26 protein-coding genes are annotated in these 26,595 nt (G+C 52.7%); 12 read left to right on the plus strand and 14 right to left on the minus strand.

Annotated features, from left to right (window positions below):
• The first annotated feature begins 140 nt into the window (after positions 1 to 140).
• From mltF to V6940_RS18560, 9 genes are all read left to right on the plus strand, one after another.
• Complete coding sequence (mltF, locus tag V6940_RS18520) at positions 141 to 1,682, plus strand: membrane-bound lytic murein transglycosylase MltF (RefSeq protein WP_333496838.1); 1,542 nt, start codon at positions 141 to 143, stop codon at positions 1,680 to 1,682.
• A 265-nt stretch (positions 1,683 to 1,947) separates the two neighbouring features.
• Positions 1,948 to 2,436, plus strand: a complete 489-nt coding sequence (agaV, locus tag V6940_RS18525; protein ID WP_333496839.1) for a PTS N-acetylgalactosamine transporter subunit IIB — start codon at positions 1,948 to 1,950, stop codon at positions 2,434 to 2,436.
• Positions 2,437 to 2,490: 54 nt separating this feature from the next.
• On the plus strand, positions 2,491 to 3,258 hold the full coding sequence (gene agaW / locus V6940_RS18530; RefSeq protein ID WP_333496840.1) for a PTS N-acetylgalactosamine transporter subunit IIC: 768 nt from the start codon (positions 2,491 to 2,493) through the stop codon (positions 3,256 to 3,258).
• Complete coding sequence (locus V6940_RS18535; protein ID WP_333496841.1) at positions 3,248 to 4,126, plus strand: PTS system mannose/fructose/sorbose family transporter subunit IID; 879 nt, start codon at positions 3,248 to 3,250, stop codon at positions 4,124 to 4,126. The genes agaW and V6940_RS18535 overlap by 11 nt, the downstream gene beginning before the upstream one ends.
• A 39-nt stretch (positions 4,127 to 4,165) precedes the next feature.
• A complete protein-coding gene (locus tag V6940_RS18540; protein WP_333496842.1) occupies positions 4,166 to 5,215 on the plus strand; it encodes a glycoside hydrolase family 88/105 protein in 1,050 nt (349 codons plus the stop codon).
• Positions 5,216 to 5,274: 59 nt separating this feature from the next.
• Positions 5,275 to 6,759 carry a DUF2264 domain-containing protein gene (locus V6940_RS18545; RefSeq protein WP_333496843.1) on the plus strand — a complete coding sequence of 495 codons (1,485 nt, stop codon included), beginning with the start codon at positions 5,275 to 5,277 and terminating at the stop codon, positions 6,757 to 6,759.
• Positions 6,760 to 6,943: 184 nt separating this feature from the next.
• Complete coding sequence (locus V6940_RS18550) at positions 6,944 to 8,497, plus strand: sulfatase family protein (RefSeq protein WP_333496844.1); 1,554 nt, start codon at positions 6,944 to 6,946, stop codon at positions 8,495 to 8,497.
• A 43-nt stretch (positions 8,498 to 8,540) separates the two neighbouring features.
• Positions 8,541 to 9,251, plus strand: coding sequence for an oligogalacturonate-specific porin KdgM family protein (locus tag V6940_RS18555; RefSeq protein WP_333496845.1), 711 nt, complete (start codon positions 8,541 to 8,543; stop codon positions 9,249 to 9,251).
• Positions 9,252 to 9,362: 111 nt separating this feature from the next.
• On the plus strand, positions 9,363 to 11,669 hold the full coding sequence (locus V6940_RS18560; protein WP_333496846.1) for a polysaccharide lyase 8 family protein: 2,307 nt from the start codon (positions 9,363 to 9,365) through the stop codon (positions 11,667 to 11,669).
• 63 nt (positions 11,670 to 11,732) lie between these two features.
• Here V6940_RS18560 and tadA read toward each other — a convergent pair whose 3' ends face one another.
• Both tadA and yfhb read right to left on the minus strand, forming a co-directional pair.
• Positions 11,733 to 12,224, minus strand: a complete 492-nt coding sequence (tadA, locus tag V6940_RS18565) for a tRNA adenosine(34) deaminase TadA (protein ID WP_333496847.1) — start codon at positions 12,222 to 12,224, stop codon at positions 11,733 to 11,735.
• Between the two features lie 65 nt (positions 12,225 to 12,289).
• Positions 12,290 to 12,925 carry a phosphatidylglycerophosphatase C gene (gene yfhb, locus V6940_RS18570; RefSeq protein ID WP_333496867.1) on the minus strand — a complete coding sequence of 212 codons (636 nt, stop codon included), beginning with the start codon at positions 12,923 to 12,925 and terminating at the stop codon, positions 12,290 to 12,292.
• Between the two features lie 215 nt (positions 12,926 to 13,140).
• Here yfhb and V6940_RS18575 point away from each other — a divergent pair, with 215 nt between their 5' ends.
• Both V6940_RS18575 and V6940_RS18580 read left to right on the plus strand, forming a co-directional pair.
• On the plus strand, positions 13,141 to 13,989 hold the full coding sequence (locus V6940_RS18575; protein ID WP_333496848.1) for a MurR/RpiR family transcriptional regulator: 849 nt from the start codon (positions 13,141 to 13,143) through the stop codon (positions 13,987 to 13,989).
• A gap of 93 nt (positions 13,990 to 14,082) precedes the next feature.
• Positions 14,083 to 14,343, plus strand: a complete 261-nt coding sequence (locus tag V6940_RS18580) for a YfhL family 4Fe-4S dicluster ferredoxin (protein WP_333496849.1) — start codon at positions 14,083 to 14,085, stop codon at positions 14,341 to 14,343.
• Here the strand turns inward: V6940_RS18580 and acpS are convergent.
• The 11 genes from acpS to rpoE form a co-directional block, all read right to left on the minus strand.
• Positions 14,340 to 14,720: a holo-ACP synthase gene (gene acpS / locus V6940_RS18585; protein ID WP_333496850.1), complete on the minus strand. Its 381-nt coding sequence runs from the start codon at positions 14,718 to 14,720 to the stop codon at positions 14,340 to 14,342. The genes V6940_RS18580 and acpS overlap by 4 nt on opposite strands.
• Positions 14,720 to 15,451: a pyridoxine 5'-phosphate synthase gene (gene pdxJ, locus V6940_RS18590; protein WP_333496851.1), complete on the minus strand. Its 732-nt coding sequence runs from the start codon at positions 15,449 to 15,451 to the stop codon at positions 14,720 to 14,722. Before pdxJ ends, acpS begins: the two co-directional genes overlap by 1 nt.
• A gap of 95 nt (positions 15,452 to 15,546) precedes the next feature.
• Complete coding sequence (recO, locus tag V6940_RS18595) at positions 15,547 to 16,254, minus strand: DNA repair protein RecO (RefSeq protein ID WP_185670086.1); 708 nt, start codon at positions 16,252 to 16,254, stop codon at positions 15,547 to 15,549.
• 12 nt (positions 16,255 to 16,266) lie between these two features.
• Entirely contained in the window at positions 16,267 to 17,172 is a 906-nt protein-coding gene (gene era / locus V6940_RS18600) for a GTPase Era (RefSeq protein WP_035891297.1), read from the minus strand.
• The gene (gene rnc / locus V6940_RS18605) at positions 17,169 to 17,849 is read right to left on the minus strand and encodes a ribonuclease III (protein WP_015963393.1); all 681 of its coding nucleotides are present in this window, start codon (positions 17,847 to 17,849) and stop codon (positions 17,169 to 17,171) included. Before rnc ends, era begins: the two co-directional genes overlap by 4 nt.
• 220 nt (positions 17,850 to 18,069) lie before the next feature.
• Complete coding sequence (gene lepB, locus V6940_RS18610) at positions 18,070 to 19,044, minus strand: signal peptidase I (protein WP_333496852.1); 975 nt, start codon at positions 19,042 to 19,044, stop codon at positions 18,070 to 18,072.
• A 16-nt stretch (positions 19,045 to 19,060) separates the two neighbouring features.
• Positions 19,061 to 20,860 carry a translation elongation factor 4 gene (gene lepA / locus V6940_RS18615; RefSeq protein ID WP_333496853.1) on the minus strand — a complete coding sequence of 600 codons (1,800 nt, stop codon included), beginning with the start codon at positions 20,858 to 20,860 and terminating at the stop codon, positions 19,061 to 19,063.
• Positions 20,861 to 21,034: 174 nt separating this feature from the next.
• Positions 21,035 to 21,511, minus strand: coding sequence for a SoxR-reducing system protein RseC (gene rseC, locus V6940_RS18620; RefSeq protein WP_333496854.1), 477 nt, complete (start codon positions 21,509 to 21,511; stop codon positions 21,035 to 21,037).
• Positions 21,508 to 22,461 carry a sigma-E factor regulatory protein RseB gene (gene rseB / locus V6940_RS18625; protein WP_333496855.1) on the minus strand — a complete coding sequence of 318 codons (954 nt, stop codon included), beginning with the start codon at positions 22,459 to 22,461 and terminating at the stop codon, positions 21,508 to 21,510. Before rseB ends, rseC begins: the two co-directional genes overlap by 4 nt.
• A complete protein-coding gene (gene rseA / locus V6940_RS18630) occupies positions 22,461 to 23,111 on the minus strand; it encodes an anti-sigma-E factor RseA (protein WP_333496856.1) in 651 nt (216 codons plus the stop codon). Before rseA ends, rseB begins: the two co-directional genes overlap by 1 nt.
• Before the next feature lie 31 nt (positions 23,112 to 23,142).
• Complete coding sequence (rpoE, locus tag V6940_RS18635; RefSeq protein WP_035893821.1) at positions 23,143 to 23,718, minus strand: RNA polymerase sigma factor RpoE; 576 nt, start codon at positions 23,716 to 23,718, stop codon at positions 23,143 to 23,145.
• A gap of 416 nt (positions 23,719 to 24,134) precedes the next feature.
• On the opposite strand from rpoE, the gene nadB reads away from it, so the two are divergent.
• On the plus strand, positions 24,135 to 25,754 hold the full coding sequence (nadB, locus tag V6940_RS18640; RefSeq protein ID WP_333496857.1) for an L-aspartate oxidase: 1,620 nt from the start codon (positions 24,135 to 24,137) through the stop codon (positions 25,752 to 25,754).
• On the opposite strand, the gene trmN is transcribed toward nadB, so the two are convergent.
• The gene (gene trmN, locus V6940_RS18645; RefSeq protein WP_333496868.1) at positions 25,739 to 26,476 is read right to left on the minus strand and encodes a tRNA(1)(Val) (adenine(37)-N(6))-methyltransferase TrmN; all 738 of its coding nucleotides are present in this window, start codon (positions 26,474 to 26,476) and stop codon (positions 25,739 to 25,741) included. The two genes, nadB and trmN, sit on opposite strands and share 16 nt — an antisense overlap.
• Positions 26,477 to 26,595: the final 119 nt, after the last annotated feature.

Raw genomic sequence — 26,595 nt, forward strand, 5'->3', positions numbered from 1 at the left:
TCTCTTTTCTTTATCAATAGATGTGACACATATCTCGAATAAGTTGCCAACTGGCGCAATGTTAAGCAAAATGCCGCTCATTCTGTAACAAGGCTTTAGATTATCTGGAACAATTTCTGACAACGCAGTGAATTAACCATTTGAAAAAGCTAAAGATTAATTACCTGCTTATCGGCTTTGTGACGTTGCTGCTCGCAGCGGCGCTCTGGCCCTCTCTTCCCTGGTTTGGAAAACCAGAGAATCGCATCGCCGCTATCAAAGAGCGGGGGGAGCTGCGCATCAGTACCGTGCAATCTCCGCTGACCTACACCGTCGTCAATAATAAGGACTACGGGCTCGATTATGAGCTTGCCCAACAGTTCGCCGACTATCTGGGCGTAAAGCTAAAAGTGACGGTGCGACAGAATATCAGCCAGCTGTTTGACGATCTCGATAATGGCAGCGCCGACATGCTGGCCGCCGGTCTGGTCTATAACAGCGAGCGCGTGAAAAGCTACCAGGCGGGGCCGACCTACTATTCGGTGTCGCAACAGTTGGTGTATCGCGTTGGTAATACGCGTCCACGCAGCCTCAGCAGCGTCTCCGCAGATCAGCTCACCATTGCTCCAGGCCAGGTGGTCATCAGCGATCTGCAAAACCTGCAGGCAAACAAATACCCGGACCTCGGCTGGACCGTCGATGAGAAACGCAGCTCCGCCGACCTGATGCAGGCGGTGATCGACGGCAAGCTTGATTACACCATCGCCGATTCGGTGGCGATTGGTCTGTTCCAGCGCGTACACCCGGAGCTGGCGGTTGCCCTCGACGTGACCGACGAACAGCCGGTAACCTGGTTTAGCCTGCAGGACGACGACAATACGCTTTCCGCTGCAATGCTTGATTTCTTCGACAACATTAATGAAGACGGCACCCTTGCCCGCCTTGAAGAGAAGTATCTCGGCCACGGTGACGACTTCGACTATGTTGATACCCGCACCTTCCTGCGCGCGGTAGATAGCGTGCTACCTGACCTGCAGCCGCTGTTTGAGAAGTACGCCAGCGAAATCGACTGGAAGCTGCTGGCGGCCATCTCTTATCAGGAGTCCCACTGGGACCCGCTCGCCACCTCCCCTACCGGGGTGCGTGGCCTGATGATGCTCACCAAAAACACCGCCCAGAGTCTGGGATTGAGCGACCGTACCGATGCCGAGCAGAGCATCAGCGGCGGGATGCGCTACCTGCAGGATATGATGAGCAAGGTACCGGACAGCGTGCCGCAAGAGGAGCGAATCTGGTTTGCGCTGGCGGCCTATAACATGGGCTACGCCCATATGCTGGATGCCCGCGCCCTCACGGCTAAACAAAAGGGCAACCCGGATAGCTGGGCCGACGTGAAGCAGCGCTTGCCGTTACTCAGCCAGAAACAGTGGTACAGCAAACTCACCTACGGCTATGCCCGCGGGCATGAAGCCTATGCCTACGTCGAAAATATCCGTAAATATCAGATAAGCCTGGTGGGGTATTTGCAGGAGAAAGAAGAAAAAGAAAAACTGGCCTTAGCCCAGGGCCGGAACTATCCGGTCATTACCCTCGACGAAATCGCACAGAATCAAGACCCTTCCGGCCTATTCTCCATGCTGCAGCGCGTTGGCAAAGACTATATCAATAGCCAGCCACCGATCCTGCCTCCTGCTAAAGAGTGACGCATTGCTCACCCCCTGAAGACTCAACCTTTCTTTTTCTTTCTTTTTGGTTTCACTTTCGTTCGCAATTGTAAAAGTAGAAACATTGTGAAAGATGTCAAATTTTGCGCAACGCAATGTTGATGCAAAACGAAAGTTGAATAATAGTGAAACCACATTTCAATCTAACAAAATGAAAGATTGAGTCACATGGCGAAATTCATAGCAATTGATAATCATAACTTATCAATATGAATTAAGTCACTCATATAAAAGGAAAGAGAGTATGAATCAGCCCAACATCGTCTGGACTCGCATTGATGAGCGCTTATTGCATGGTCAAATCCGGATCACCTGGGGTAAGCATACGGAAGCCAACCTCATTCTTGTGGCTAATGATGAGGCTGCTGAAGGGAGCAGTTCCGCATTTATGCAGGCAGGCATGAAAGCCTCTGCCGGCGGTGAGTATGAGGTTCGATTTTTCACAATCAACAAAACGATAGACGTCATCCATAAAGCCTCCCCACGCCAGAAAATTTTTATCCTCTGCGATAACCCTAGCGATGTCGCCAGACTCGTTGAAGGCGGCGTGCCGATTAAAAAATGCAATATCGGCAATATGCACTTCCACGAAGGGAAGCGGCAAATTACTAAAACGGTATCGGTCAATGAAAAGGATATTGATGCTTTCCAGCGTATGGTGAATTTAGGCGTGGCCTGCACCATTCAAAATACCCCAGACCAGACACCGGTGGATATTTTGACCATGGTCTGAACAGGCGACAGAGTTTAATCGCCATGCTTTTCATATCATAGAAGGAATTGCACTATGTTTTTTGAAGCTACGCTGGTCGCAATATGGGCCTTTCTCTGCGGGATCGATAAATACGATGTCGCCCTCAACATTCACCGCCCGTTAATTACCGGCCCTGTCGTTGGCCTGATTATGGGCAACATGGAAGTCGGACTTATTGCTGGCGCCACGCTGGAACTGGCCTGGCTGGGACTGGTACCTAACGCAGGCGCGCAACCGCCGGACGTCACGATGGGGACCATTGCCGCCGTCGCCTTTGCCATCATGACCAAGCAGTCACCGGAAGTCGCCATGGGCGTCGGCATGCCAATTGCGGTTCTGATGCAAATGGTCGTGATTGGCTTCTTCGCCCTGACCGCATTCACCATGTCCAAAGCCGATAGATACGCGGAACAAGCGGATGCCGGCGGTATTTCGCGACTTCTCATTGGCACGCTATTTGTTCGCTCATCGCTCTATTTTATTGTGGCCTTCGCCACCGTCTATTTCGGCGAACATGCCGCGGAGTGGATCGATAAAAATACGCCGAAAGTCCTGCTTGAAGGACTCGGTATTGGCGCCAAAATGGTTCCGGCCATTGGTTTTGCAATGCTGCTTAAAATTATGTGGTCCAAAGAAATGGCGGGGATCTTCTTTATCGGTTTTGTCATGACAACCTATCTTGCACTGCCAATTATGGCCGTAGCCATTATCGGTGCATCACTTGCCCTGCTCTATTATTTCTTTAGCGGCAAATCCTCTCAAGAATCACAAAATAAAAAGGAGTTCGAAGATGGCATCTAATCTCCCGCAGGCAACCGAGCACGCCAAGCCAAGCCTTATTGATAATGTTGATAGCTATCAGGACAACGAAGTTCGTAAAGTCATCAGTAAAAAAGATCTCTGGAAATGCGCTATTCGCGGATTATTTATGGAAGGCAACTTTAACTTCGAAAGAATGCAAGGTGCAGGTTTTGCCTATTCCATGATTCCAGCATTAAAGAAGATTCATGGTAATAATCGCCACGATATGGCTAAAGCACTGAAAAACCATTTACAGTTTTTCAATGCTAGCCCGAAGCTTTTCACCTTCCTGCTCGGCACCGCGATTGCGATGGAAGAGAATAAAGAAAAGCCTTCAACCATTAACGTGATGAAAGTAGCGGGAATGGGGCCAACGGGCGGTATCGGTGATGCTATCGATCACATGACGCTTATGCCGCTGACGCTCGCACTTGGCGCCTCTATTGCCATGACGGGTTCCATTGCTGGCCCCTTTGTTTTCTTTATTCTTTACCAGGTCGTTCACTTCTTCGTCTATTTTGGTCTGATGTTCATGGGTTATCGTGCCGGTACCGCCGCAATGATCAATATGAGCGACGCCACCGAAAAACTGGCACGTGCGGCGAATATTATGGGGATATTTGTCATTGGCGCACTTTGCGCAAGCTTTATTCGTCTATCGACCCCAGCTGCGCTAACGCTGGGAGGAAAAAGCGTCGAGCTACAAAGTGCGCTCTTCGATAAAATAATGCCGAACCTCCTACCGCTATTACTCGTTTTCCTGATGTTCCGCCTGGTTAAGGGCACCGGTTTTTGGGCTAAACCGCCAGTGCTGATATTTTCCACGCTCGCCGCTGGCGTAATTGGTCACATGCTCGGGATCCTCTAACCCAAGACTGTCAGACATCAATGAAGCAAGGTACAGATAATGAGTTCGCTAACGCATGAAGGTATTTTGTCAGATATGCTGCGCGTTTATCGCTATCAGGCGGCAAACCAGACTCGCAGCGTATTAAGAAGCAGCGGTAAAACCCGTTTTATCAAGGACACGGACTGGGAACGCGGCGTTTTCTGGTCATGCGTTGCTGCAGCATGGCAGGCTACCGATGATAAAACCTATCTTGATGGCGTATTGAATTATACGCTCCACACCGGTTTTCGCACCGGGCCGAACGCCCGCTTTGCGGATGACATGGTGTGCTGCCAGGCCTATCTGGCACTGGCATCCTGTATTAACCAACCGGAAGCGCTGACCCCGACGATTGATGCCGTCAGCAAGATGGTTGATGCCCCGGCTCCCGGCCGGGAAGACTGGTGGTGGTGCGATGCCCTCTTTATGGCACCGCCTGTCTTCAGCACGCTGAGCGCTATTACCGGTGACAACCGCTATGTTGACTATATGGATACTGCGTTCTGGGATGCCGTGGCGTGGTTGCGCGATAAGGAAAGCGGCCTGTTCTATCGGGACTATCGCTATATTCCGGATGGTAACCAGAGCGAAATGCGTGAGCAAAACGGGGAAAAGGTATTCTGGAGCCGGGGGAATGGTTGGGTGATCGCGGCAATTCCACGTATTTTAGCCACTTTGTCTGCCGACCATCCAAGCCACGCGCGTTACATATCCCTGTTTCGCGAAATGGCCGCCGCTATCCTCCCGTTCCAGCAACAGGATGGGTTCTGGCGGGCCAGCCTGCTCGATCCCGCGCGCTTCCCCGCACCAGAAAGCAGCGGTACTGCCCTCTTCTGCTATGCGCTGGCCTGGGGAATTAAAAATAATGTTTTGCCGCGCGAACAGTACCAGCCTGCCATCGAAAAGGCATGGTTGGCTCTCCAGGGCTGTATTCAGCAAAATGGCATGATGGGGTGGGTGCAGCTACCGGCCTTTAATCCTCGTGATGTTAAAGCTGAACATAATATTGATTATGGCGCAGGCGTATTTTTACTGGCGGGCAGCGAAATGCTGGCGCTATATCGCTAAATAAAATCACCCCGCCTATCGGATCGCCAGGCAAATTGCCAGTGGAAAAGGAGTCGATAATGACAGAGCAATATACCCAGAACAGCGCAAGACCCACGATCCCGTACGAACATCCGGGGACTGCGATGTACTATCGCCTGTTTATCGAACGCCTGCACCGCCTGCGCCTGGCGAAGCGAGCTTATGAGCGAAACGATCGCCTTCTGCAGAACTGCTTTGCCGATGAGCAACTGCCGCTTGCGGTGCAGTGTGACACCCTCGTGCGTTATATCGCGGAAGCCTTTAATCACTATCGCGTTTATGACGGCAGCCATGCTTATTATCCAGGTCTGCCGAGCCAACAGAATGCGCGCACGGATGCCATGGAAGGCTGTAGCCGGGTTTTACCAACGCTGGCTGCCTGGCTGCACCACGCTCAGGCGCCCGATGGAATAATGGAAGGGCTCAACGGCCAGCGTTGGGATATCGTTGAATGGCTCAAAAAAGCCTTTCTGGCTGGGACGCAGCCTACCCACCCTGGCTACTGGGGAACGCTGCACGATTACGATCAGCGGATTTGTGAGAGCGCGGATCTGGCCCTCGCCCTCTGGCTGAGCAAACAGTGGCTCTGGGCGACGTTAACCGTGGCGGAGCAACGGCAAATTATCGCCTGGTTCCGCCAGGTCAGCACGAAAAAAACCGTCGATAATAATTGGCATCTATTCGGATTGATGGTCGATACAGTATTGAGCGACCTGGGCGATGAAAGCACCATCAACGCTGAAAAGTACCAGCGTGTGAAAGCGTTCTATTCCGGTGACGGCTGGTTTCGCGACGGCCTGCACGGAAATTATGATTACTACAACGCCTGGGGTTTTCATTACGCGCTGTACTGGATGGACCAAATAAATCCGCAGTTTGATCGTGAATTTATTCATCAAACGCTGAAAGAATTTACTACCAGCTACCGAAATTTGATCACGCCTGAAGGCATCGCATTTTTTGGCCGCAGCGCCTGCTACCGCCTGGCCGCTTCCGCACCGTTAGTGGCCCTGGCAAGCCAGGCGCCCAATGCACAGACGCTGGGCGAAGCCAAACGCGCGCTGGAAACGACCTTACGCTTCTTTATCAGCCGTGGGGCGATGAAAGCCGGCGCACCGACTCAGGGGTTGTTCGGCAATGATACAAGACTTGTCGACAACTATAGCGGGCCTGCCAGCAGCTTCTGGTCGCTGCGAGCACTCAATATCGCACTGTACAGCGCGCCATTGAATAGGCTCTGGCAGGCGGAATCACGACCGTTGCCAATTGAAAAAGGGGATATCGATGTACGCATTGAGGCAATTCCTCTTCGAATAATCGGTAGTCAACAAACGGGAGAAGTTGTCGCCCTGTTTCTTGAAGACTATTGCAAAACGAGAGTGCCGCTGAGTAATCGGTTAGCAAAACAGCGTTGGCATCACTGGCTATTAGAAAGGGTATCCGGGCGAGCCGAACGGCCTAAAAATAATTTATTACGCAAAGGGGTGAATTGCTATAGCTCAAGAATGGATCTGTTCATTTAAATACTAGTAATTACCCACCCTTAAAAAACAAGAGAGGAAAACCTTAAATAAATAATTAAAAAATAGATAGTGTCGTTTAAGAAAAATAAACAAAATAATTCCGGAGCATTGCTAAGGACGAGATGCTGCGCTCAAAATTCAGGATATAAGGCAAATCAAAAACAGATAAATACTGGAGAGATTCATGTCAATAACACGTCGTTCTTTAATCAAAGGGGTGGCCGCCGTCGGGATATCAACGGTTGCCAGTTCTCATGTAAAATCTGCTATCGCCAAAGAGAATAAACAGCCGCAAGCGTCGACAAAAAAGAAACCGAATTTATTGATTATCTTTCCAGACGAAATGCGTACACACGCGCTCGAGTTTATGCAGCAAGACCCTTCGACAACGCCTAATCTGAACGCCTTTGCGCGTGAGGGTGTGGTTTTCGATCAGGCGGTCTCTAACTACCCACTCTGCACTCCTTTTCGCGGCATGCTGATGACCGGCCAGTATCCCTATCGCAATGGATTGCACGGTAATGCGCACACCGGCGCCGACGGAAACTTTGGCGGACTGGATTTTGGCATTGAGCTAAAGGAGCAGGCCGTAACCTGGTCTGACGCCTTGAGTAAACAAGGCTACCACTTAGGCTATATCGGCAAATGGCACCTGGATGCCCCGCGCCCGCCTTTTATTCCCGGCTACAACAACCCGATGGAAGGCCGATACTGGAACGACTGGACGCCGCCCGATAAACGCCACCATTTTGACTTCTGGTACAGCTACGGTACCTACGATCTGCACATGAATCCTATTTACTGGACCAACGATACGCCACGCGACAAGCCCATCAGGGTCTCGCAGTGGAGCCCAGAACATGAAGCAGATATGGCGATTAAATACCTGCGTAACGAGCAGGGGAAATTCCGCGATAACGACAAGCCGTTTGCCTTAGTCGTGTCGATGAACCCGCCCCACTCGCCTTATGACCAGGTTCCGGATAAATATCTGGAGAAGTATAAGGACAAAACATCCCGGGATTTAAACACTCGCCCTAGCGTGCAGTGGGATAAAAAATACCAAGAAGGTTACGGGCCCATCTATTTTAAAGAATATATGGCGATGATTAACGGCGTGGATGAGCAATTCGGCCGCATTGTGGACGAACTTGACCGTCTGAATCTCAGCGAAGAAACGCTAGTGGTCTTTTTCTCCGATCACGGATGCTGTATGGGCGCGCACGGTGAACCGACCAAGAATGTCCACTATGAAGAAGCCATGCGTGTGCCGATGATCTTCCGCTGGAAAGGAGAATTACCCCCTACCGTCGATCATATTCTGTTCTCCACGCCCGATATCTACCCCACTATATTCGGCTTATTGGGACTGGAGGAGCATATTCCTGATACCGTCGAAGGGAAAAACTACGCGAAAACGGTTTATGGTGCCGCTGGTGATGAACGCCCAACGTCCCAGTTCTATACCTTTATGCCTTATGGCGGGAATGCCTACGGCAAAAGAGGGGTGCGAACCGATCAATATACAATGGTCGTCGATAGGAAAATTGGTAAACCGCTCAGCTATATTCTGCATGATAACAAGAAAGATCCCTGGCAGATGGTAAATATCGCTGACACGAATAAAGCGCTCATCGATAAGTTAATTAACGAAGAATTAATACCATGGCTTGAGTATACCGGAGATGTCTGGCGCCCTACTGAGATAAAAGACAACATACTAAAACCATATACCTGATATTGATTTAATACCTTTTATACTGGAAATCATCGGAGTAATCATGAACAAGTTATTATTTGCAACCTTACCTCTCTGCTTTTTGGCTCCGGTCATGTCATGGGCCAATGATTATAAAACCACCGTAGAATATCGCCATGAGTATCTTGATGGAAAGAAGAGCCATGGTGACCGTTATAAAGTGTACCTTGATACCGGTCAGCATATCGGTTTTGAATTTGATGCCCGATATGGTAACGAGGACGAAGAAGCATTCAACAGAATGTATCTTAACGGTTCCGAGTTAAACGCATTTTACTATACCAATCTGAATAAGAATACCGTATTCCTGGCGGGTAACTCTTTTGACTTTACCGATGATGGCGTTGTTTACATCCCATTTGTTCGTTTGAACTATAACTTTGACAATGGGTTCCGTATCAATGGACGATATAAATGGAAGATTTGGGATTACGCTATGAATGGTGATAACAATCAACCTTATCATTCAAGAATACAGGAATTTGACTCCTGGGTAGGTTATAAATGGGGAGATTGGGATTTTGAATATGAATTCGATATCTTTAAAGAAATGGCTAGCAACGGCCAACCACTTTATGACAATAAAGACTGGGACTACGCGCATAACGTTAAAGTAACCTATTCAATAAACAAGAATTGGCGACCATTTGTTGAAGTCGGCAATGTTAAGCAGAACAATTATTCCGATGACCGACAAACACGATTCCGTGTTGGTATAAAATACACCTGGTAATACCATAAGGTCATTCCTTTAATGTGAATGCCTTTCAGATAATTGATTAAAGAACCATGTACTATCTATTTGATTGGTATTCACACCTTCATCTAAATCAAGGTAATATTTATGTCCAATGATTTTGCTGTCAGCTATAACAACTGGAAAACAAACTTAACGGGAGCCCCCGTTGATGCTAGTGATACAGAGTTAATGACCCTGGTACATAATATGGATAACGCCATTTCTAATTCAGATGGCAACGGTATATGGGATACCATGAATCAGGATCCAACTCTGCCTTGGTTATGGGAGGATGCTAAAACATGGGCAACCAACTCAGCCGATATTACCAGCATGATGAAGAGAGTACGCCAAATGGCCGTACAAGGAGAAACGACGGCTTCTGCACTCTATAATAACCTTGAGCTCCAGGCGGCGATTGCTTATGCGGTCAACTGGATAATCACCCATTGTTATAACACTAGCGTGCAAAAAGAGTACACCAACTGGTGGGATTGGGAAATTGGTACGCCTGCGGCTCTGAACGATACCCTTTGCCTGGCTAAAGGCTACCTCCCAGCCCAACTTTTTAATGATTGTCTATTAACCATCAACTTTTTTGTTCCCGATCCTAAAAAGAAAAAAAGTAACGGCATTACCGAAACTGGCGCCAACTTGCTGGATAAGTGCTTTGTGGTAGCCCTCGCTGCGGTGTTAAATGAGGACAGCGCCAGAGTTACTCTTGGATTAGAAAGCGCCGGGAGTGCCTATGAGTATATTCTACAAGGGGATGGTTATTATCGGGATGGCTCATTTATCCAGCATACTAACGTTCCCTACACGGGTGGCTATGGCGAAGTACTGCTCAGCCGTACCTGCGACATTTTCATTCTGTTCAAAGATACCGCGTCTCTCGCGCTGCTGAATAACGTTGATAACGTCTATGATTTTATTGTTGAGACCTACGCGCCGACGATCTATAGCGATATTAACTTCGATATGACTCGTGGTCGTGGCATAAGTCGCGAAACGGCCCCTGCGCATAGCATCGCCCGTTCATTACTCTATTCAATCTATTTCATCTCAGGGACGCATCAGGACCAAAGTTATAGAACCGACTGGTCAATTTTTGTGAAAAGTGCAATCGCCTCAGATAAATTCTATAGCAACTATTATTTAGGTCTCTCGATTACTAAAACGCAGTCTTTACGCGAACTCATTAATAATCAGGATGTGCCTGTTAATGCTGATTCCCGCAATCAAAATATAATGATGTCAGCAATGTGTCAGATGATTCATCAAAAAGGCGCATTCGCTTTTGGCCTAAGTATGTTCTCAAACAAAATAACGGCCTTTGAGTGCGGTAATGGGGAGAACAAACACGGCTGGTATACCGGCACCGGTATGCTCTACCTCTATAACGCGAACAGTACCCAGTTCGATGAGGATTACTGGCCAACGATTAACATGCTGCGCCTACCGGGTACAACCACAGACAGCCGGGAAGGTGTATTAACGGAATGGCATCTCTACCCCAATGAAGCGCCTCAAAACTGGAGCGGTGGCGTCAGTACCGGTGTCGTTGGGCATGCGAGCCTTGTTTATACCTTAAAAGGGGTGACGGGGAGTTCGCTTGCCGCGACAAAATCCTGGTTTATGCTGGACGACCATCTTGTAGCCCTGGTCGCCGGTGTGAGCAGTACAGACAGCAACCCGGTTGAGACCATCGTTGAGAATAGGCAGCTCGCAGCCGGAACCAACCAGATCTTCCAGGTAAATGGTGCGCAGATTAATGCATCCGTATCCGAGCATTTTTCTAACGCAACATGGGCGCATTTAAGTGATGATGCTAACCAGGCTCCCATTGGCTATGTATTCTTAGATCCCGCATCGCTGCTGGCTGAGAACGTATCACGCGAGGGATCATGGAGCACGCTGAACGTTAAAGGGAGCACAACGGTACTCGCAAAACCGTATGCCACCTTAAGCATTCAGCACGACGTCATGCCGGATAACGCCGCTACGGCCTATGCGATATTACCTAACTATTCACTGCAACAGACCCAAAACTACCAACAGTCACCGCCGATCAGAGTGGTGAACAACGATACGGTTTGTCAGGCGATTGCGACGAAGGATAATCTTTTCTGGGGCGGGAATTTCTACCAGCCTGGACACCAGGAGAATATCCAGGCAATCACTACCGGCTCAATTCTGATATCCCGTAGCCAGGACCGAATCACGCTGGCGTTTTCTGACCCTACGAGAAGCCTCTCCATGCTGCAGTTTGTGATCACCAACTTCACCGCCAGCCAGGTGATTCAGCAGCCAGCAGAAATTGATTTAACGCACGATGCCGCGTCTCAGACACTTACCGTAACAGTGCACACGTCCGCGCTGACGGGAGACACCAGCACGTTAGTTATGTCTTAGCGTAAACGTAAAAACGCGGCGTCCCATCGGGGATGCCGCGCCTGATTTAATCGGATATGCCTATCAAGAGGTCTTCTTCAACATTTTTTTCTGCTGCCGCCGCTCGCGGAAGAAATCGCTCAGCATCCCCGAGCACGTCTCCGCCAGCACTCCCTCGGTAATTTCAACGCGATGGTTCATTCCAGGGTGATGCAGCACGTCAATCAGCGACCCCGCCGCACCGGTTTTGGCATCACGAGCCCCGAAGACCAGATTGCCAATACGTCCGTGCACCATCGCACCAGCGCACATCACGCAAGGTTCGAGGGTCACGTACAGCGTGGTATCAATCAGCCGGTAGTTTTGCAGCACCAGGCCGCCCTGACGCAGTGCCATGATCTCCGCGTGCGCGGTGGGATCGTGACGGCCAATCGGACGGTTCCAGCCCTCGCCTATCACCTGATTATTGTGAACCAGTACGGCGCCTACCGGCACTTCGCCTTCATCCCAGGCTCGGCGGGCAAGTACAAGCGCGTGGCGCATCCAGTATTCGTGGTTCAGTTCAGTGTCGGACAACGTGGGGACTCCAGATGAGAAAACGCCGCGCATTATACACAATATCCATCAAAGCGCAGCGCCGACTATTCCAGTTGTTCCAGCTCACCGCGCGCGGTGACCCGCCAGCGATGCTCACAAAAAAAGAGTAGCGGGTTATCCTGCTTGCTGTCGCTATAGCCGCTGTACAAGCGTAGCGGCGCACCAAGACGCTGTTCAAGCTGGGCTACTTTTTCGCGACCCAGGCAGCGAACTGACAGCACTCGCCCGCCAAACGCCCGCTGCATCTGGCTGCCAATCAGGTTGACGTGCATCATCCAGGGTGCATCAGCATAGGCGCGTTCCACCAGCGTCTGCGGCGACCCGGTGATAAGCCAGACGTCGGCATCCTGATGCTGGAGATAGCCGTCAAGGCGTTGCTGCACGGCGGGAAACGGCGTGACGGTTGCACGAAACCAGAGGATAAAACTGGCTTCCAGCGCCTTTAGCGTCGCCTCACGCCGGCCAAAGGTGCTTCCCCACAGCAGCACGCTTACCGGCCAGCGTGCCGCGCGCCCCTTCACCAGCATCGCCGCACCAACGATCGGCAACAGGGGCAAAACCAGTAAGGCGTTAAGTGGCAATCGGCGTAACAGATAGCGTAAAAAAGCGCCGAAGAGATCCTGCTGATGCAACGTACCGTCGAGGTCGAAAAATACCACGCGGCGACAATGACTGACCAAATGCATCTCCCGTTATCATCAATTTATTCGTGACCAGACTAACAGATAGCCCATCAGGTTTCGCCCGATAGCGATGAACCATAAGAATTGCTGCTATTTTACAATCACATAGCACATTTAATTCGATATATTCCGTTATAATAGAATACAAAATTCTTGCAAACGAGCAGAATGGTGGCCTGGCACATCGTGGTCATTGTGCCCGTGAGGTTATTATGAATTGTTTACTGAGTATTCGTCAGCGTTATCCGCAGCTGGCGCAAAGCGACAGAAAGCTGGCTGATTTCATTCTGGCACAGCCGGATTTAGCCCGCCATTTGAGCTCCCAGCAGCTTGCCAGCCAGGCGGGTGTGAGCCAATCCAGCGTGGTGAAGTTCGCTCAGAAGCTTGGCTTTAAAGGCTTCCCGGCGCTTAAACTGGCGCTGAGCGATGCGCTCGCCAGCAACGTCAACCCGCATTCCGTCCCGGTACATAACCAGATTTGCGGCGATGATCCGCTGCGCCTGGTCGGTGAAAAGCTGATTAAGGATAACGTCGCCGCGATGCATGCTTCGCTCGACGTGAACACCGAGGACAAACTGCTGGAGACGGTCAACATGCTGCGCTGCGCGCGCCGTATTGTGCTGACAGGTATTGGCGCATCAGGGTTGGTTGCCCGTAACTTTAGCTGGAAGCTGATGAAAATCGGTCTGAACGCCGTTTCCGAGCAGGACATGCACGCCCTGCTGGCCACCGTCCAGGCAATGACACAGGACGATGTGATGCTGGCGATTTCCTACTCCGGGGCGCGCCGGGAGATTAATCTCGCCGCCGATGAGATGCTGCGCGTAGGCGGTAAAGTGGTAGCGATCACCGGCTTTTCCCCCAACGCCCTTCAGCAGCGAGCAACGCACTGCCTGTACACCATCGCCGAAGAGCAGGCGACACGCAGCGCGGCTATCTCCTCAACCAGTGCGCAGATGATGCTGACGGATCTGTTGTTTATGGGGCTGGTGCAGCAGGATCTGGAAAACGCGCCGGAACGTATTCGTCATAGTGAAGCGCTGGTGAAAAAGCTGGTTTGATCGACGGTGCTATTACCACAGAAAAGGTATGGCCTGGCGGGAAAATGAGCGTATAATGCGCGCCCTGTTTATTTCGTTTCTGAGAATGTCCTGATGGCGCTGTTAATCACCAAAAAATGTATCAACTGCGATATGTGCGAGCCGGAATGCCCGAACGAGGCGATTTCGATGGGTGATAGCATCTATGAGATCAACAGCGATCGCTGCACCGAGTGCATTGGCCATTACGACACGCCAACCTGTCAGAAAGTGTGCCCGATCCCGAATACCATTCTCAAGGATCCGGCACATTCAGAGAGCGAAGAGCAGCTGTGGGATAAATTCGTCCAGTTGCATCACGCGGACAAAATCTAGCTTTCGATAATCACCGTTGCACAGGCGTAGTGGCGCTCATCGGCGAGCGTCACATGCATATGTGCCACCCCCATTCGCTCCGCTAACCGCTTCGCTTCACCCCAGAGCCTCAGCTTCGGTTTGCCCATCTCATCGTTGTAGACTTCGAACTGGTTGAACGCCAGACCGTTGCGAATGCCGGTGCCCAACGCTTTTGAAGCGGCCTCTTTCACCGCAAAGCGCTTCGCCAGAAAACGCACCGGCTGTTGGTGCGTCTCCCAGATAGCCCACTCGTTGTCGCTGAGCACACGTCGCGCGAGACGATCGCCACTACGGGCGATCACCCCTTCAATGCGGGCGATCTCGACGATGTCGGTCCCGAGCCCCAGAATCGCCATTACCCGCGCGCTTCCAGCATCAGACGTTTCATCTCGGCCACCGCCTCTTTCAGGCCGGTCATCACCGCGCGGCCAATAATCGCGTGGCCGATATTCAGCTCATGCATTTCCGGCAGTGCCGCAATGGCTTTGACGTTGTGGTAGGTCAGGCCGTGACCGGCATTCACTTTCAGCCCCAGGCTGGCGGCATAGGTCGCGGCTTTCGCGATGCGCTCAAGCTCTTTCGCCTGTTCAGCATCGGTGGTGGCATCGGCGTAGCAGCCGGTATGGATTTCGATATACGGCGCGCCAACATCAGCTGCTGCCTTAATCTGCGCGTTATCGGCATCAATAAACAGAGACACCAGAATGCCCGCATCGGCCAGGCGCTTGCAGGCATCGCGCATTTTGTCGAGCTGACCGGCTACGTCCAGACCGCCTTCGGTGGTCACTTCCTGGCGCTTTTCCGGTACCAGGCAGCAGAAATGCGGCTTGGTTTCGCAGGCGATGGTCAGCATCTCTTCGGTGACGGCCATCTCCAGGTTCATGCGGGTGTCCAGCGTCTGACGCAGAACGCGCACGTCGCGGTCGGTGATGTGGCGACGATCTTCGCGTAAATGCACGGTGATGCCATCTGCACCGGCCTGCTCGGCGATAAATGCCGCCTGAACCGGATCGGGATAGGCGGTGCCGCGCGCGTTACGCAGGGTGGCAATGTGGTCAATATTGACGCCTAACAGTAATTCAGCCATGACAATCCTCGTGTCTTTATTTTTAACTTTCGTTTCCCCTCACCCCGTCCCTCTCCACTAAGGCGAAGGGAAAAGCGAGATGAGTACAATAGGGGTTACCGCTTTGGCACAAACTGGCGAAACAGTTCACGGCTCTTCAACGGTTTGCCACCAAGATACGGCTTCAACGCCATGCGGGTAAAGCGTTTCGCGGCGCGCAGCGAATCCACATCAGGAAATTCCCGATTTGCCAGCGCTTTGAGGTGGTGCCCGGTAAAGGTGTTGTTATCGATGACCACGCTCGCGATAAACCCTTTCTCTTCACGGTAGCGATAGGTCATGGTGTCATCAACCTCGTCGCCGCTACCAGCACAGTGGAGAAAATCGACGCCGTACCCCAGATGCCCCAGCAGCGCTAGCTCAAAGCGACGCAGCGCGGGCTCAGGTGAGCCCGTTGCACCGGCCAGCGCCTGAATGCAGTGCAGGTAATCGAAGAACAGTTCAGAGAAGCGGGTTTCGTGCTCAAGCACGCGAGAGAGCAGTTCGTTAACGTACAGGCCGCTATAGAGCGTAATACCGCTTAAAGGGAGTGCCAGCGAGACGGCTTCCGCGCTGCGCAGCGTTTTGACTTCGCCACGCCCGCCAAAGCGAACTAATAAGGGGGTAAAGGGCTGAAGCGCGCCTTTGAGGTTGGAGCGTTTGGAACGTGCGCCTTTAGCAACAAGGCGCACGCGACCCGACTCTTCCGTGAAGACGTCCAGTATTAAACTGGTTTCGCTCCAGGGACGACTATGCAGGACGAAAGCGCGCTGCCAGCCTTCCATCGGGGGTTATTCTCAGAGATCGTCGGTATAACCGAGACTACGCAGTGCGCGCTCGTCATCGGCCCAGCCAGATTTCACTTTCACCCACAGCTCCAGGTGAACAGGCGCTTCGAACATCTCCTGCATGTCTTTACGGGCTTCGATACCGATGGTTTTAATCTTGGAACCTTTGTTACCAATAACCATCTTCTTCTGCCCTTCACGCTCAACCAGAATCAGACCGTTGACGTCATAACCGCCGCGTTCGTTAGAGACGAAGCGTTCGATTTCAACGGTAACCGAGTACGGCAGTTCCGCGCCCAGGAAACGCATCAGTTTTTCACGGATGATTTCAGAGGCCATAAAGCGCTGTGAACGGTCGGTGATGTAGTCTTCCGGGAAGTGGTGAATCGCCTCAGGCAGGTGCTTACGCACGATGCCAGCGATGGTATCCACGTTCAGACCGGTCTCTGCAGACATTGGTACGATATCGAGGAAGTCCATCTGGCTGCCGAGGAACTGCAGGTGTGGCAGCAGATCCGCCTTTTCCTGCACGTTATCCACTTTGTTCACGGCCAGAATCACCGGCGCTTTACCACCGCGCAGTTTGTTCAGCACCATCTCGTCATCAGGCGTCCAGCGGGTGCCTTCAACCACGAAAATGATCAGCTCAACGTCACCGATGGAGCTGCTCGCCGCTTTGTTCATCAGGCGGTTGATCGCGCGCTTCTCTTCCATGTGCAGACCCGGGGTATCAACGTAGATAGCCTGGTACGCCCCTTCGGTATGAATACCGACGATACGGTGACGCGTGGTCTGCGCTTTACGGGAAGTGATGGAGATCTTCTGCCCCAGCAGTTCATTCAGCAGCGTGGATTTGCCGACGTTCGGACGACCGACGATGGCAACAAATCCGCAGTAAGTTTTTTCTTCGCTCATTCCAGCTCCAGCTTTTTCAACGCCTGTTCGGCGGCAGCCTGTTCCGCCTTGCGACGACTGGAACCTGTGCCGACCACCGGTTCACTCAGGCCGCTAACCTGGCAGTGGATAGTAAATTCTTGATCGTGTGCTTCACCGCGCACCTGCACCACCAGATAAGACGGCAGCGGCAGGTGACGACCCTGCAGATATTCCTGCAGGCGCGTTTTCGGATCTTTTTGCTTATCGCCTGGGCTGATTTCGTCCAGACGCGTCTGGTACCAGGAGAGGATCAGCTTCTCAACGTTCTGAATGTCGCTGTCGAGGAACACCCCGCCAATCAGCGCTTCAACCGTATCCGCGAGAATAGATTCCCGGCGGAAACCGCCGCTTTTCAGTTCGCCCGGCCCTAAGCGCAGACATTCACCCAGCTCAAATTCACGGGCGATTTCCGCCAGCGTATTGCCGCGAACCAGCGTCGCACGCATACGGCTCATATCGCCTTCATCCACGCGAGGGAAGCGGTGATAGAGCGCATTCGCGATCACATAGCTTAAAATTGAATCGCCCAGAAATTCTAAGCGCTCGTTGTGCTTGCTGCTGGCACTGCGGTGCGTTAATGCCTGCTGCAACAGTTCCTGATGAACAAAAGTGTAGCCCAGCTTCCGTTGAAGCCGATTAATTACGATGGGGTTCATGCGATACCAAATAAATAAATGCGTCAAAAGTGCAGCACACGAAACAGACCTGAAGGAAACCAATGCGGTTTCGTGTGCCGTGTCTCAGATAAGAGACATCCGAAACTTCGGGGGGATATTCTATACGCAACGACAAGGGATGTCGTTAGTTTGAATGGATTAAAACACGAAATAATTCACGTGGCGGCTGAATAGCCGCCACGTGAAGTCAGACTAAGAATTAATGGATCCCACCGATGCGGCTTAAGCGCACGCCGGTTGGCCATTGACCCTCTTGTTTTTCGAAGCTCATCCAGATAGCGGTAGCTTTACCAACCAGATTCGCTTCCGGCACGAAGCCCCAATAACGGCTGTCCGCGCTGTTGTCGCGGTTGTCGCCCATCATGAAGTAGTGGCCTGGCGGTACGATCCAGGTCGCCAGCGGCAAGCCGGACTGGTGGTAATACATGCCGACCTGATCCTGCGCGATTGGTACCGTCAGGATACGGTGATTAACATCACCCAGCGTCTCCTGGCGCTGCGTCAGGCGTACGCCATCTGCTTTACTTTCGCCCTGCGGCATCTCAAAGAAACCGCTGGTCGCTTCACCGCCGTTGCTGCGGGAGAAGGTCTGGACGAAATCGCTCGGTTCAACGTTGGAGTAAGTGACCGGCAGCGCGCTACCGCACGCCTGACCGGAGCTGCATCCTGGCTGAATGGTCACCTGTTTGGCAATCGGATCGTAGGTCACTTTATCCCCTGGCAGACCCACGGCACGCTTGATGTAGTCAAGGCGCGGATCTTCCGGGTATTTAAACACCACGATGTCGCCACGTTTCGGATGGCCGGTTTCAATTAACGTTTTCTGGTAAATCGGATCTTTAATCCCGTAGGCGAATTTTTCCACCAGGATAAAGTCGCCGATCAGCAGCGTTGGCATCATCGAACCAGACGGGATCTGGAACGGTTCATAGATAAATGAACGTACGATCAGCACGATGGCGAGCACCGGGAAGACCGACGCGCCGGTTTCCAGCCAGCCCGGTTTCGGGCCAACTTTCTTCAACGTCTTTTTATCCAGCGTTTCGCCGGTAGCAACCTGCGCTGCCGCCTGGCGTTCCCGCCGCTTGGGCGCGAAGATAAACTTATCAACGCACCACAACAGGCCCGTGACCAGTGTGGCAATCACCAGAATCAGGGCAAACATGTTCGCCATGCCAACTCCTTAGAGATTATTTATTGTCTTTACCGACATGCAGAATGGCGAGGAAGGCTTCCTGCGGCAGTTCGACGTTACCGATCTGCTTCATTCGCTTTTTACCCTCTTTCTGTTTTTGCAGCAGCTTTTTCTTACGGCTGATATCACCGCCGTAGCATTTTGCCAGAACGTTTTTACGCAGCTGCTTAACGGTTGAACGCGCGATAATGTGCGTGCCGATAGCCGCCTGAATCGCGATATCAAACTGCTGACGAGGGATCAGCTCTTTCATCTTCTCAACCAGGTCACGACCGCGGCTCTGCGAGTTATCGCGGTGGGTGATCAGCGCCAGAGCATCGACGCGTTCGTTGTTGATGAGGACATCAACACGAACCATGTCAGAGGCCTGGAAGCGTTTGAAGTTGTAGTCCAGAGACGCATAACCGCGGGAGGTCGACTTCAGACGGTCGAAGAAGTCGAGCACCACTTCCGCCATCGGGATTTCATAGGTCAGTGCCACCTGGTTACCGTGGTAAACCATGTTGGTCTGCACGCCACGCTTCTCAATACACAGGGTGATCACGTTGCCGAGATAAGCCTGCGGCAGCAGCATGTGACATTCCGCGATTGGCTCACGCAGTTCGTAGATATTGTTCAGCGGCGGCAGTTTGGACGGGCTATCAACGTAGATAGTCTCTTTTGCCGTGGTTTCCACTTCGTACACTACGGTAGGCGCGGTGGTGATCAGATCCAGATCGTATTCACGTTCCAGACGCTCCTGAATGATCTCCATGTGCAGCAGGCCGAGGAAGCCGCAGCGGAAGCCGAAGCCCAGCGCCGTGGAGCTTTCTGGCTCATAGAACAGGGAAGCATCGTTCAGGCTCAGCTTGCCGAGCGCATCACGGAAGTTTTCGTAGTCATCAGAGCTTACCGGGAACAGACCCGCATAAACCTGAGGTTTTACCTTTTTAAAGCCTGGCAGCGGTTTATCAGCCGGGTTACGGGACTGGGTCAGGGTATCGCCCACCGGTGCGCCGAGGATGTCTTTAATGGCGCAAACCAGCCAGCCTACCTCGCCGCATTTCAGCTCGGTACGGTCAACCTGTTTCGGCGTGAAGATGCCCAGACGGTCTGCGTTGTAGACCTGACCGGTACTCATTACCTTAATTTTGTCGCCTTTACGCATGGTGCCGTTTTTAATACGCACCAGCGACACCACGCCCAGGTAGTTATCGAACCATGAGTCGATAATCAGTGCCTGCAGCGGGCCTTCCGGATCGCCTTCCGGTGGCGGAATATCGCGCACCAGACGTTCCAGCACGTCGGTCACGCCCACGCCGGTTTTCGCTGAGCAGCGTACCGCGTCGGTGGCGTCGATGCCGACGATATCTTCAATCTCTTCCGCTACGCGCTCTGGATCGGCCGCTGGCAGGTCGATCTTGTTCAGAACCGGCACCACTTCCAGATCCATTTCCATGGCGGTGTAGCAGTTCGCCAGCGTCTGCGCTTCTACGCCCTGCCCGGCGTCAACCACCAGCAGTGCGCCTTCACAGGCCGCGAGAGAACGGGAAACTTCATAAGAAAAGTCGACGTGGCCTGGGGTGTCGATAAAGTTCAGCTGATAGGTTTCCCCGTTGGCTGATTTAAAGTCCAGCGTCACGCTCTGCGCTTTGATGGTAATACCACGTTCGCGTTCCAGATCCATTGAATCCAGAACCTGGGCTTCCATTTCGCGGTCGGAAAGGCCACCGCAAATCTGAATAATGCGGTCAGACAGCGTCGATTTACCGTGGTCGATATGTGCAATGATGGAGAAGTTACGTATATTCTTCATATATTAAAATATTTATGCCTTACGAATACTTTGAGGCCGCGGTACGGAGCCTGACGTTGTTTGTCGTTCGAAAACGCCGCATTCTACACTACAACCGCGTAACCAGGAAATGCTCTTCCCGCAAGCATAGCGCTTCCTGCGAGAAGCGTTCCAAAAATAATAAAGCCAGCGTAATCACTGGCTCATTTCGGTAGAAGATGCGGTGCGAATCAGGTCAGGCGGAAGCCCCACGCTGATGATGATGGGCTGCCAGGTTTCCCTGGCGGCAAGCCGCGGTGAGAGACCTTTAGCAATCAGGAACCCGCCCACGCCGCCGAGCACCGCGCCGCACAGCGCCGCAATGTCAGTGCCGAATAGCACCTGAAACAGCGCCGCGACCACAAACAGCCCCAGCAGCGGTGACATGTAGACCAGCATCGCTGAGCCAAGCAGGCTGCCTTCGGTGATCCCCAGTTCAACCTTTTGCCCGGCCACCAGCGGCTCGGCACTAGGTACGGAAATAGTGTGGGTCGTCTGCGGCCCCAGCTTGTTCAGCACGCGGCTACCACAGCCCGCACGTGATGCGCAGCTATTGCAGGAGGCTTTTACATCGCAGCTAACCTGCGCAACGCCGTTATGCCAGGCGATAACGGTAGCCCACTCTTTAATCATTGCGCACCCTTGAATTGAATACCGTCAGCAACCCGCTTCGCCGTTGGCGGAGGAAGTTCACCAACAATCGTGATGTCGGCCTGGTTACGGATGGTCGTAGTGACCGTACGGCGACCGGTCCGCAGCATCTGTTCACTGCTGTTGGCCGTCGCGCGGCTGATGTTCACAGAGAAGCTAAACAGGCCGTCGGAATAGAGACGGGATTCAACCGGACTATCGACGCTTGGCAGCGTACGGCGGCTGCTGGAAATCTCTTTAAAGCCCTGCGGCAACCAGCTTGCAGACCAGTTAAAGGTAGCGCTGGTGCCCGTTGGCAAGGAGAGCTGCGGCGGCAGGTTGGCTTTCGCCAGCCCCTGCATGCTGGTGCTGACCTGGTCGCCCGTAGAGAATGAGACCACCCGGAACTGCTCGAGGGTTTCACCGTCACGGTCGAGGAGATCTACGCGCATTGGCAGCTTGCTTTCTGAGTCCATCCACACGATATAGCTATAGCGCGTACCGTCACGCGCTACGACACGAATCACATCGCACATGCGGTCGGCAATACGCGTACGGCCTACGGAGATAAAGTCGTAGTAAGGCGCAAGGCGTTTGAAATCGGTATAAACCAGGGAAGGCAACGAGTCGACGATATAGTCACCGTTCAGCGTGAACGGATCGAGACCCGGCTCAAAGTAGCTGATCTCGTTTCCGCGCTGGACCACTTCACGGCGTGGGCCGTCCATCTGCAGCAGTTCCGCCAGCGGCTGCCCGTTAAGACGCACGTGACGATAGCGCAGTGATTCGACGCCTGATTTGTTAATGCTGACGAACGACAGCTCGTAGTTGAGTGACTGACTGGCCAGATTCATCTCCTGCAACAACGCCCCGGACGATACATCAGCCGAGGCGTTGGCGGTGAAGAACAGGCTACCAGCCACAAGGGACATGGCACACCAAAGTTGCTTCATTACTGCGATTGCGTTCCTAGAGTTTGATAACCTGGCACTTGAACAGCCGCTTGCTGGGTTTGTGCCTGCTCAAACTGAAGCTGTTCTGAATGCAAGCGACGCTGCAATTCGTAGTCCTGCAGCATAGCGTTAATGCGACGGCGCTGTTCCTGAACCTGTTGCGGCCCGGTGCTGCCTGCCGACGCGTCCGAAGGAACCCCCAGACTGACCGGACTGGCTTTACCCATCATCGGCAGCGTGTTGAATACCGGTGATTCAGGTTGGGAGGATTCCGGTTGCCCATTATAGTGCTGAACGCCGACAATAACAGCAAGCGATACGCAAGCTGCCACGCCCATCTGGGTAAGCGAACTGGCCCATGGACGAACCTTGCTCCAGAACGGCATCTTCTGCCATTGATGCGGTGCTGGCTGGGCTTCAGGAATAAGCGGCGCTGTCTTAAGACGAACCGGCTCATTTTCGATGGCGGCCATTACGCGAGAGGAAATATCGAAGTGAAGCACGTCACCCGTGTCGCCGCGAAGCGAATCGCGGATCAGGTGATAGCTTGACCAGGTTTCCTGTAACTCTGCCGAGCGCGTCAACTCTGTCAGCAGCTCGTTGTCCAGCGTTTCACCATCCATTAAGGCGGAAAGTTTTTCTTTCTGCATGCCTAATACCTTTTCCAGTATCCCGCTTCCATCAACGCCTGATAAGCGGTTGAACTTTATTATCGATAGCTTCTCGCGCACGGAAGATACGTGAACGAACCGTACCAACCGGACAATCCATAATGGCCGCTATCTCTTCATAGCTTAGGCCATCAAGCTCCCGCAAGGTAATTGCCATGCGTAAATCTTCCGGAAGCGCATCAATGGTACGAAAAACTATCTGTCTCAGTTCTTCTGACAACATTAAGTTCTCAGGGTTCGAAATTTCTTTCAAAGCGCCACCGCTTTCAAAGTTTTCGGCATCGTTCGCGTCAACATCACTGGACGGCGGGCGACGACCCTGAGCAACCAGATAATTTTTAGCCGTGTTGACCGCAATGCGGTACAGCCACGTATAGAAAGCACTATCTCCCCGGAAAGAATCCAGCGCGCGATAGGCCTTAATAAAAGACTCTTGCACCACATCCGGCACGTCGCCAGAGGGTACATAGCGGGAAACCAGGCTCGCAACCTTATGCTGATAGCGCACTACCAGTAGGTTAAAAGCTTTCTGATCTCCTTTCTGGACCCGTTCAACCAGGACCTGGTCCGTTAACTGCTCGCTCATCCGAGGTAATGTCTCCCCAAACCTTATTCCCATGCGTAATCAGAATGCCACTCCACCACTGCATTATGAGCAAGCAGAGACTTAGAGTGTTCGAATTTCGTAAAGTTCCGTTACGCTTTGTTTTTTGTTTAGCTCAGACCGTTCATTGTCTATCATTATAAGTCTGCTGATGCTTACCAATACGTAAGTTGCGAAATAAAAACGCAAATCCCGAGCAGAGTAACGTAACCCGGCTTTTATTTCATCATAAATACGTCTTAAAACTCATAGCTTTCGTCTTAATTATCCCCCCTTATACTCGCCCATTTAGTCAGGCGATGTTTAGTCATTACAACCATAGTTCAAAAAAACCCTGCCCATGTCGCTTTTATAGTGCTACTCTCCGCTTACCGTGTTTAGTAAATTAAACAAAAACGATGAACTCACTTCCAGAACTTTCTTGTGATGTACTGATTATCGGTAGCGGCGCAGCTGGACTGTCGTTGGCACTCCGTCTGGCAGAGCACAGTTCGGTCATCGTGCTGAGCAAAGGGCCGATTAGCGAAGGCTCAACCTTCTATGCTCAGGGCGGTATTGCCGCCGTCTTCGATGAGACCGACAGCATTGAATCGCATATCGATGATACGTTGATTGCCGGTGCTGGCATTTGCGACCGTCAGGCCGTGTCGTTTGTTGCCAGCAACGCCAAACACTGCGTGCAGTGGCTTATCGATCAGGGCGTGCTGTTTGACACCCAGGTACAGGCAAACGGAGAAGAAAGTTATCATCTGACGCGAGAAGGCGGGCACAGCCATCGCCGTATTCTGCATGCTGCCGATGCTACCGGGCGCGAAGTCGAAAACACCCTGGTCAGTAAAGCGATTAACCATCCCAACATCCGCATTCTGGAGCGCAGCAACGCCGTTGATTTGATCATCTCTGATAAAGTTGGCCTGCCTGGTACCCGCCGTGTGGTAGGTGCCTGGATTTGGGATCGTAATAAAGAGAAGGTTGAAACCTGTGCGGCGAAATCGGTCGTGCTGGCGACCGGCGGTGCTTCAAAGGTCTATCAGTACACCACTAACCCGGATATCTCCTCCGGTGACGGTATCGCCATGGCCTGGCGTGCAGGCTGCCGCGTGGCAAACCTTGAGTTCAATCAGTTCCACCCTACCGCGCTGTACCATCCGCAGGCGCGTAACTTCCTGCTGACCGAAGCGTTACGCGGTGAAGGCGCACACCTGAAGCGCCCGGATGGCAGCCGTTTTATGCCGGACTTTGACGAACGTGCCGAGCTGGCACCGCGTGATATTGTCGCACGCGCCATCGACCATGAGATGAAACGCCTTGGCGTTGACTGCATGTATCTCGACATCAGCCATAAACCGGAAGATTTTGTGCGTCAGCACTTCCCGATGATTTATGACAAGTTACTGGGCCTGGGGATCGATCTGACCAAAGAGCCAGTGCCAATTGTGCCGGCGGCGCACTATACCTGCGGCGGCGTGATGGTTGACGACTACGGCCGTACCGACGTTGATGGGCTCTATGCCATCGGTGAAGTGAGCTATACCGGGCTGCACGGCGCCAACCGCATGGCATCCAACTCGCTGCTGGAGTGCCTGGTGTACGGCTGGTCGGCGGCGGAAGATATTCACAAACGCATGCCGTACGCCCGTCAGACCGAAAAGCTGCCTGCGTGGGATGAGAGCCGCGTGGAAAACTCCGACGAACTGGTGGTGATTCAGCATAACTGGCACGAGCTGCGCCTCTTTATGTGGGACTACGTCGGTATTGTACGCACCACCAAACGGCTGGAGCGCGCGCTGCGCCGTATCACCATGCTGCAGCAGGAGCTGGATGAGTACTATTCCCGCTTCCGCGTGTCGAACAACCTGCTGGAGCTGCGTAACCTGGTGCAGGTAGCCGAGCTCATCGTGCGCTGCGCGATGATGCGCAAAGAGAGCCGCGGCCTGCACTACACGCTCGACTACCCGGAGCTGTTAGCCGAATCGGGCCCGTCGGTGCTCTCTCCGCTGGTTCACATAAATAGATAGAACGCCTGGGTCAGCGCAGTGTAGCCTTCCGAGTACTGCTGCTCTGGCCCGCGGATCACCAGCCTGTCGCTAAAGCACTCGCCGCCCTGCGGTGAAAACGCGAGTAAAACCCGATGCGGCAGGCGCATCTCCGTCTCCGCCACATCGGTGCGCAGGCGCAAATGCCAGCCCATGGATAACGCCTGTTGGGTAAACGTCTGGCCGATATTTTCTGGTAGCACCACGCAGAAGAAACCATCTTCGGTAATGGCGTTCGCCGCGCAGGCCAGCAGCGCTTCATGGTCGAGCGAGGTGGTGTAACGGGCCTGCTCACGCTGCGGCGTCGCGCACTCCACCCCCTGCTCATAATAAGGCGGGTTGCTGACAATCAGGTTATAGCGCGTGGTCAGCCCGGCAACCCACTGCTGAATATCTGCTGTATGTACCTGAATACGTTCCGGCCATGGGGATTCAGCCACGTTTTCACGCGCCTGCTCCGCCGCGTCTTCATCGAGCTCAACGGCGTCGATCGCCACGCTTTCATCCGTACGCTGCGCCAGCATCAACGCGAGTAAACCGCTGCCAGCGCCAATATCGAGGATCCGGGTTACCCGTGCGATAGGCGACCAGGCGCCGAGCAAAATACCGTCCGTACCGACCTTCATGGCACAACGATCGTGAGCGACAAAAAACTGCTTAAAGGTAAATCCGTTGCGGCGCAGTGCGGATTTAGAATCAGAGATCATGGTCTACCTTGCCAGGGGAACTGCATAAGCTTTTATAGCTATGCACAATACCCGAGAACAGATAGCCATACAAACAGATGAAGATTAGAGCCGTAACGTCTATAATCAGCGCCTCA

The sequence above is a fragment of the Kluyvera sp. CHPC 1.251 genome (assembly GCF_036759945.1).
GTDB lineage: Bacteria > Pseudomonadota > Gammaproteobacteria > Enterobacterales > Enterobacteriaceae > Kluyvera > Kluyvera sichuanensis.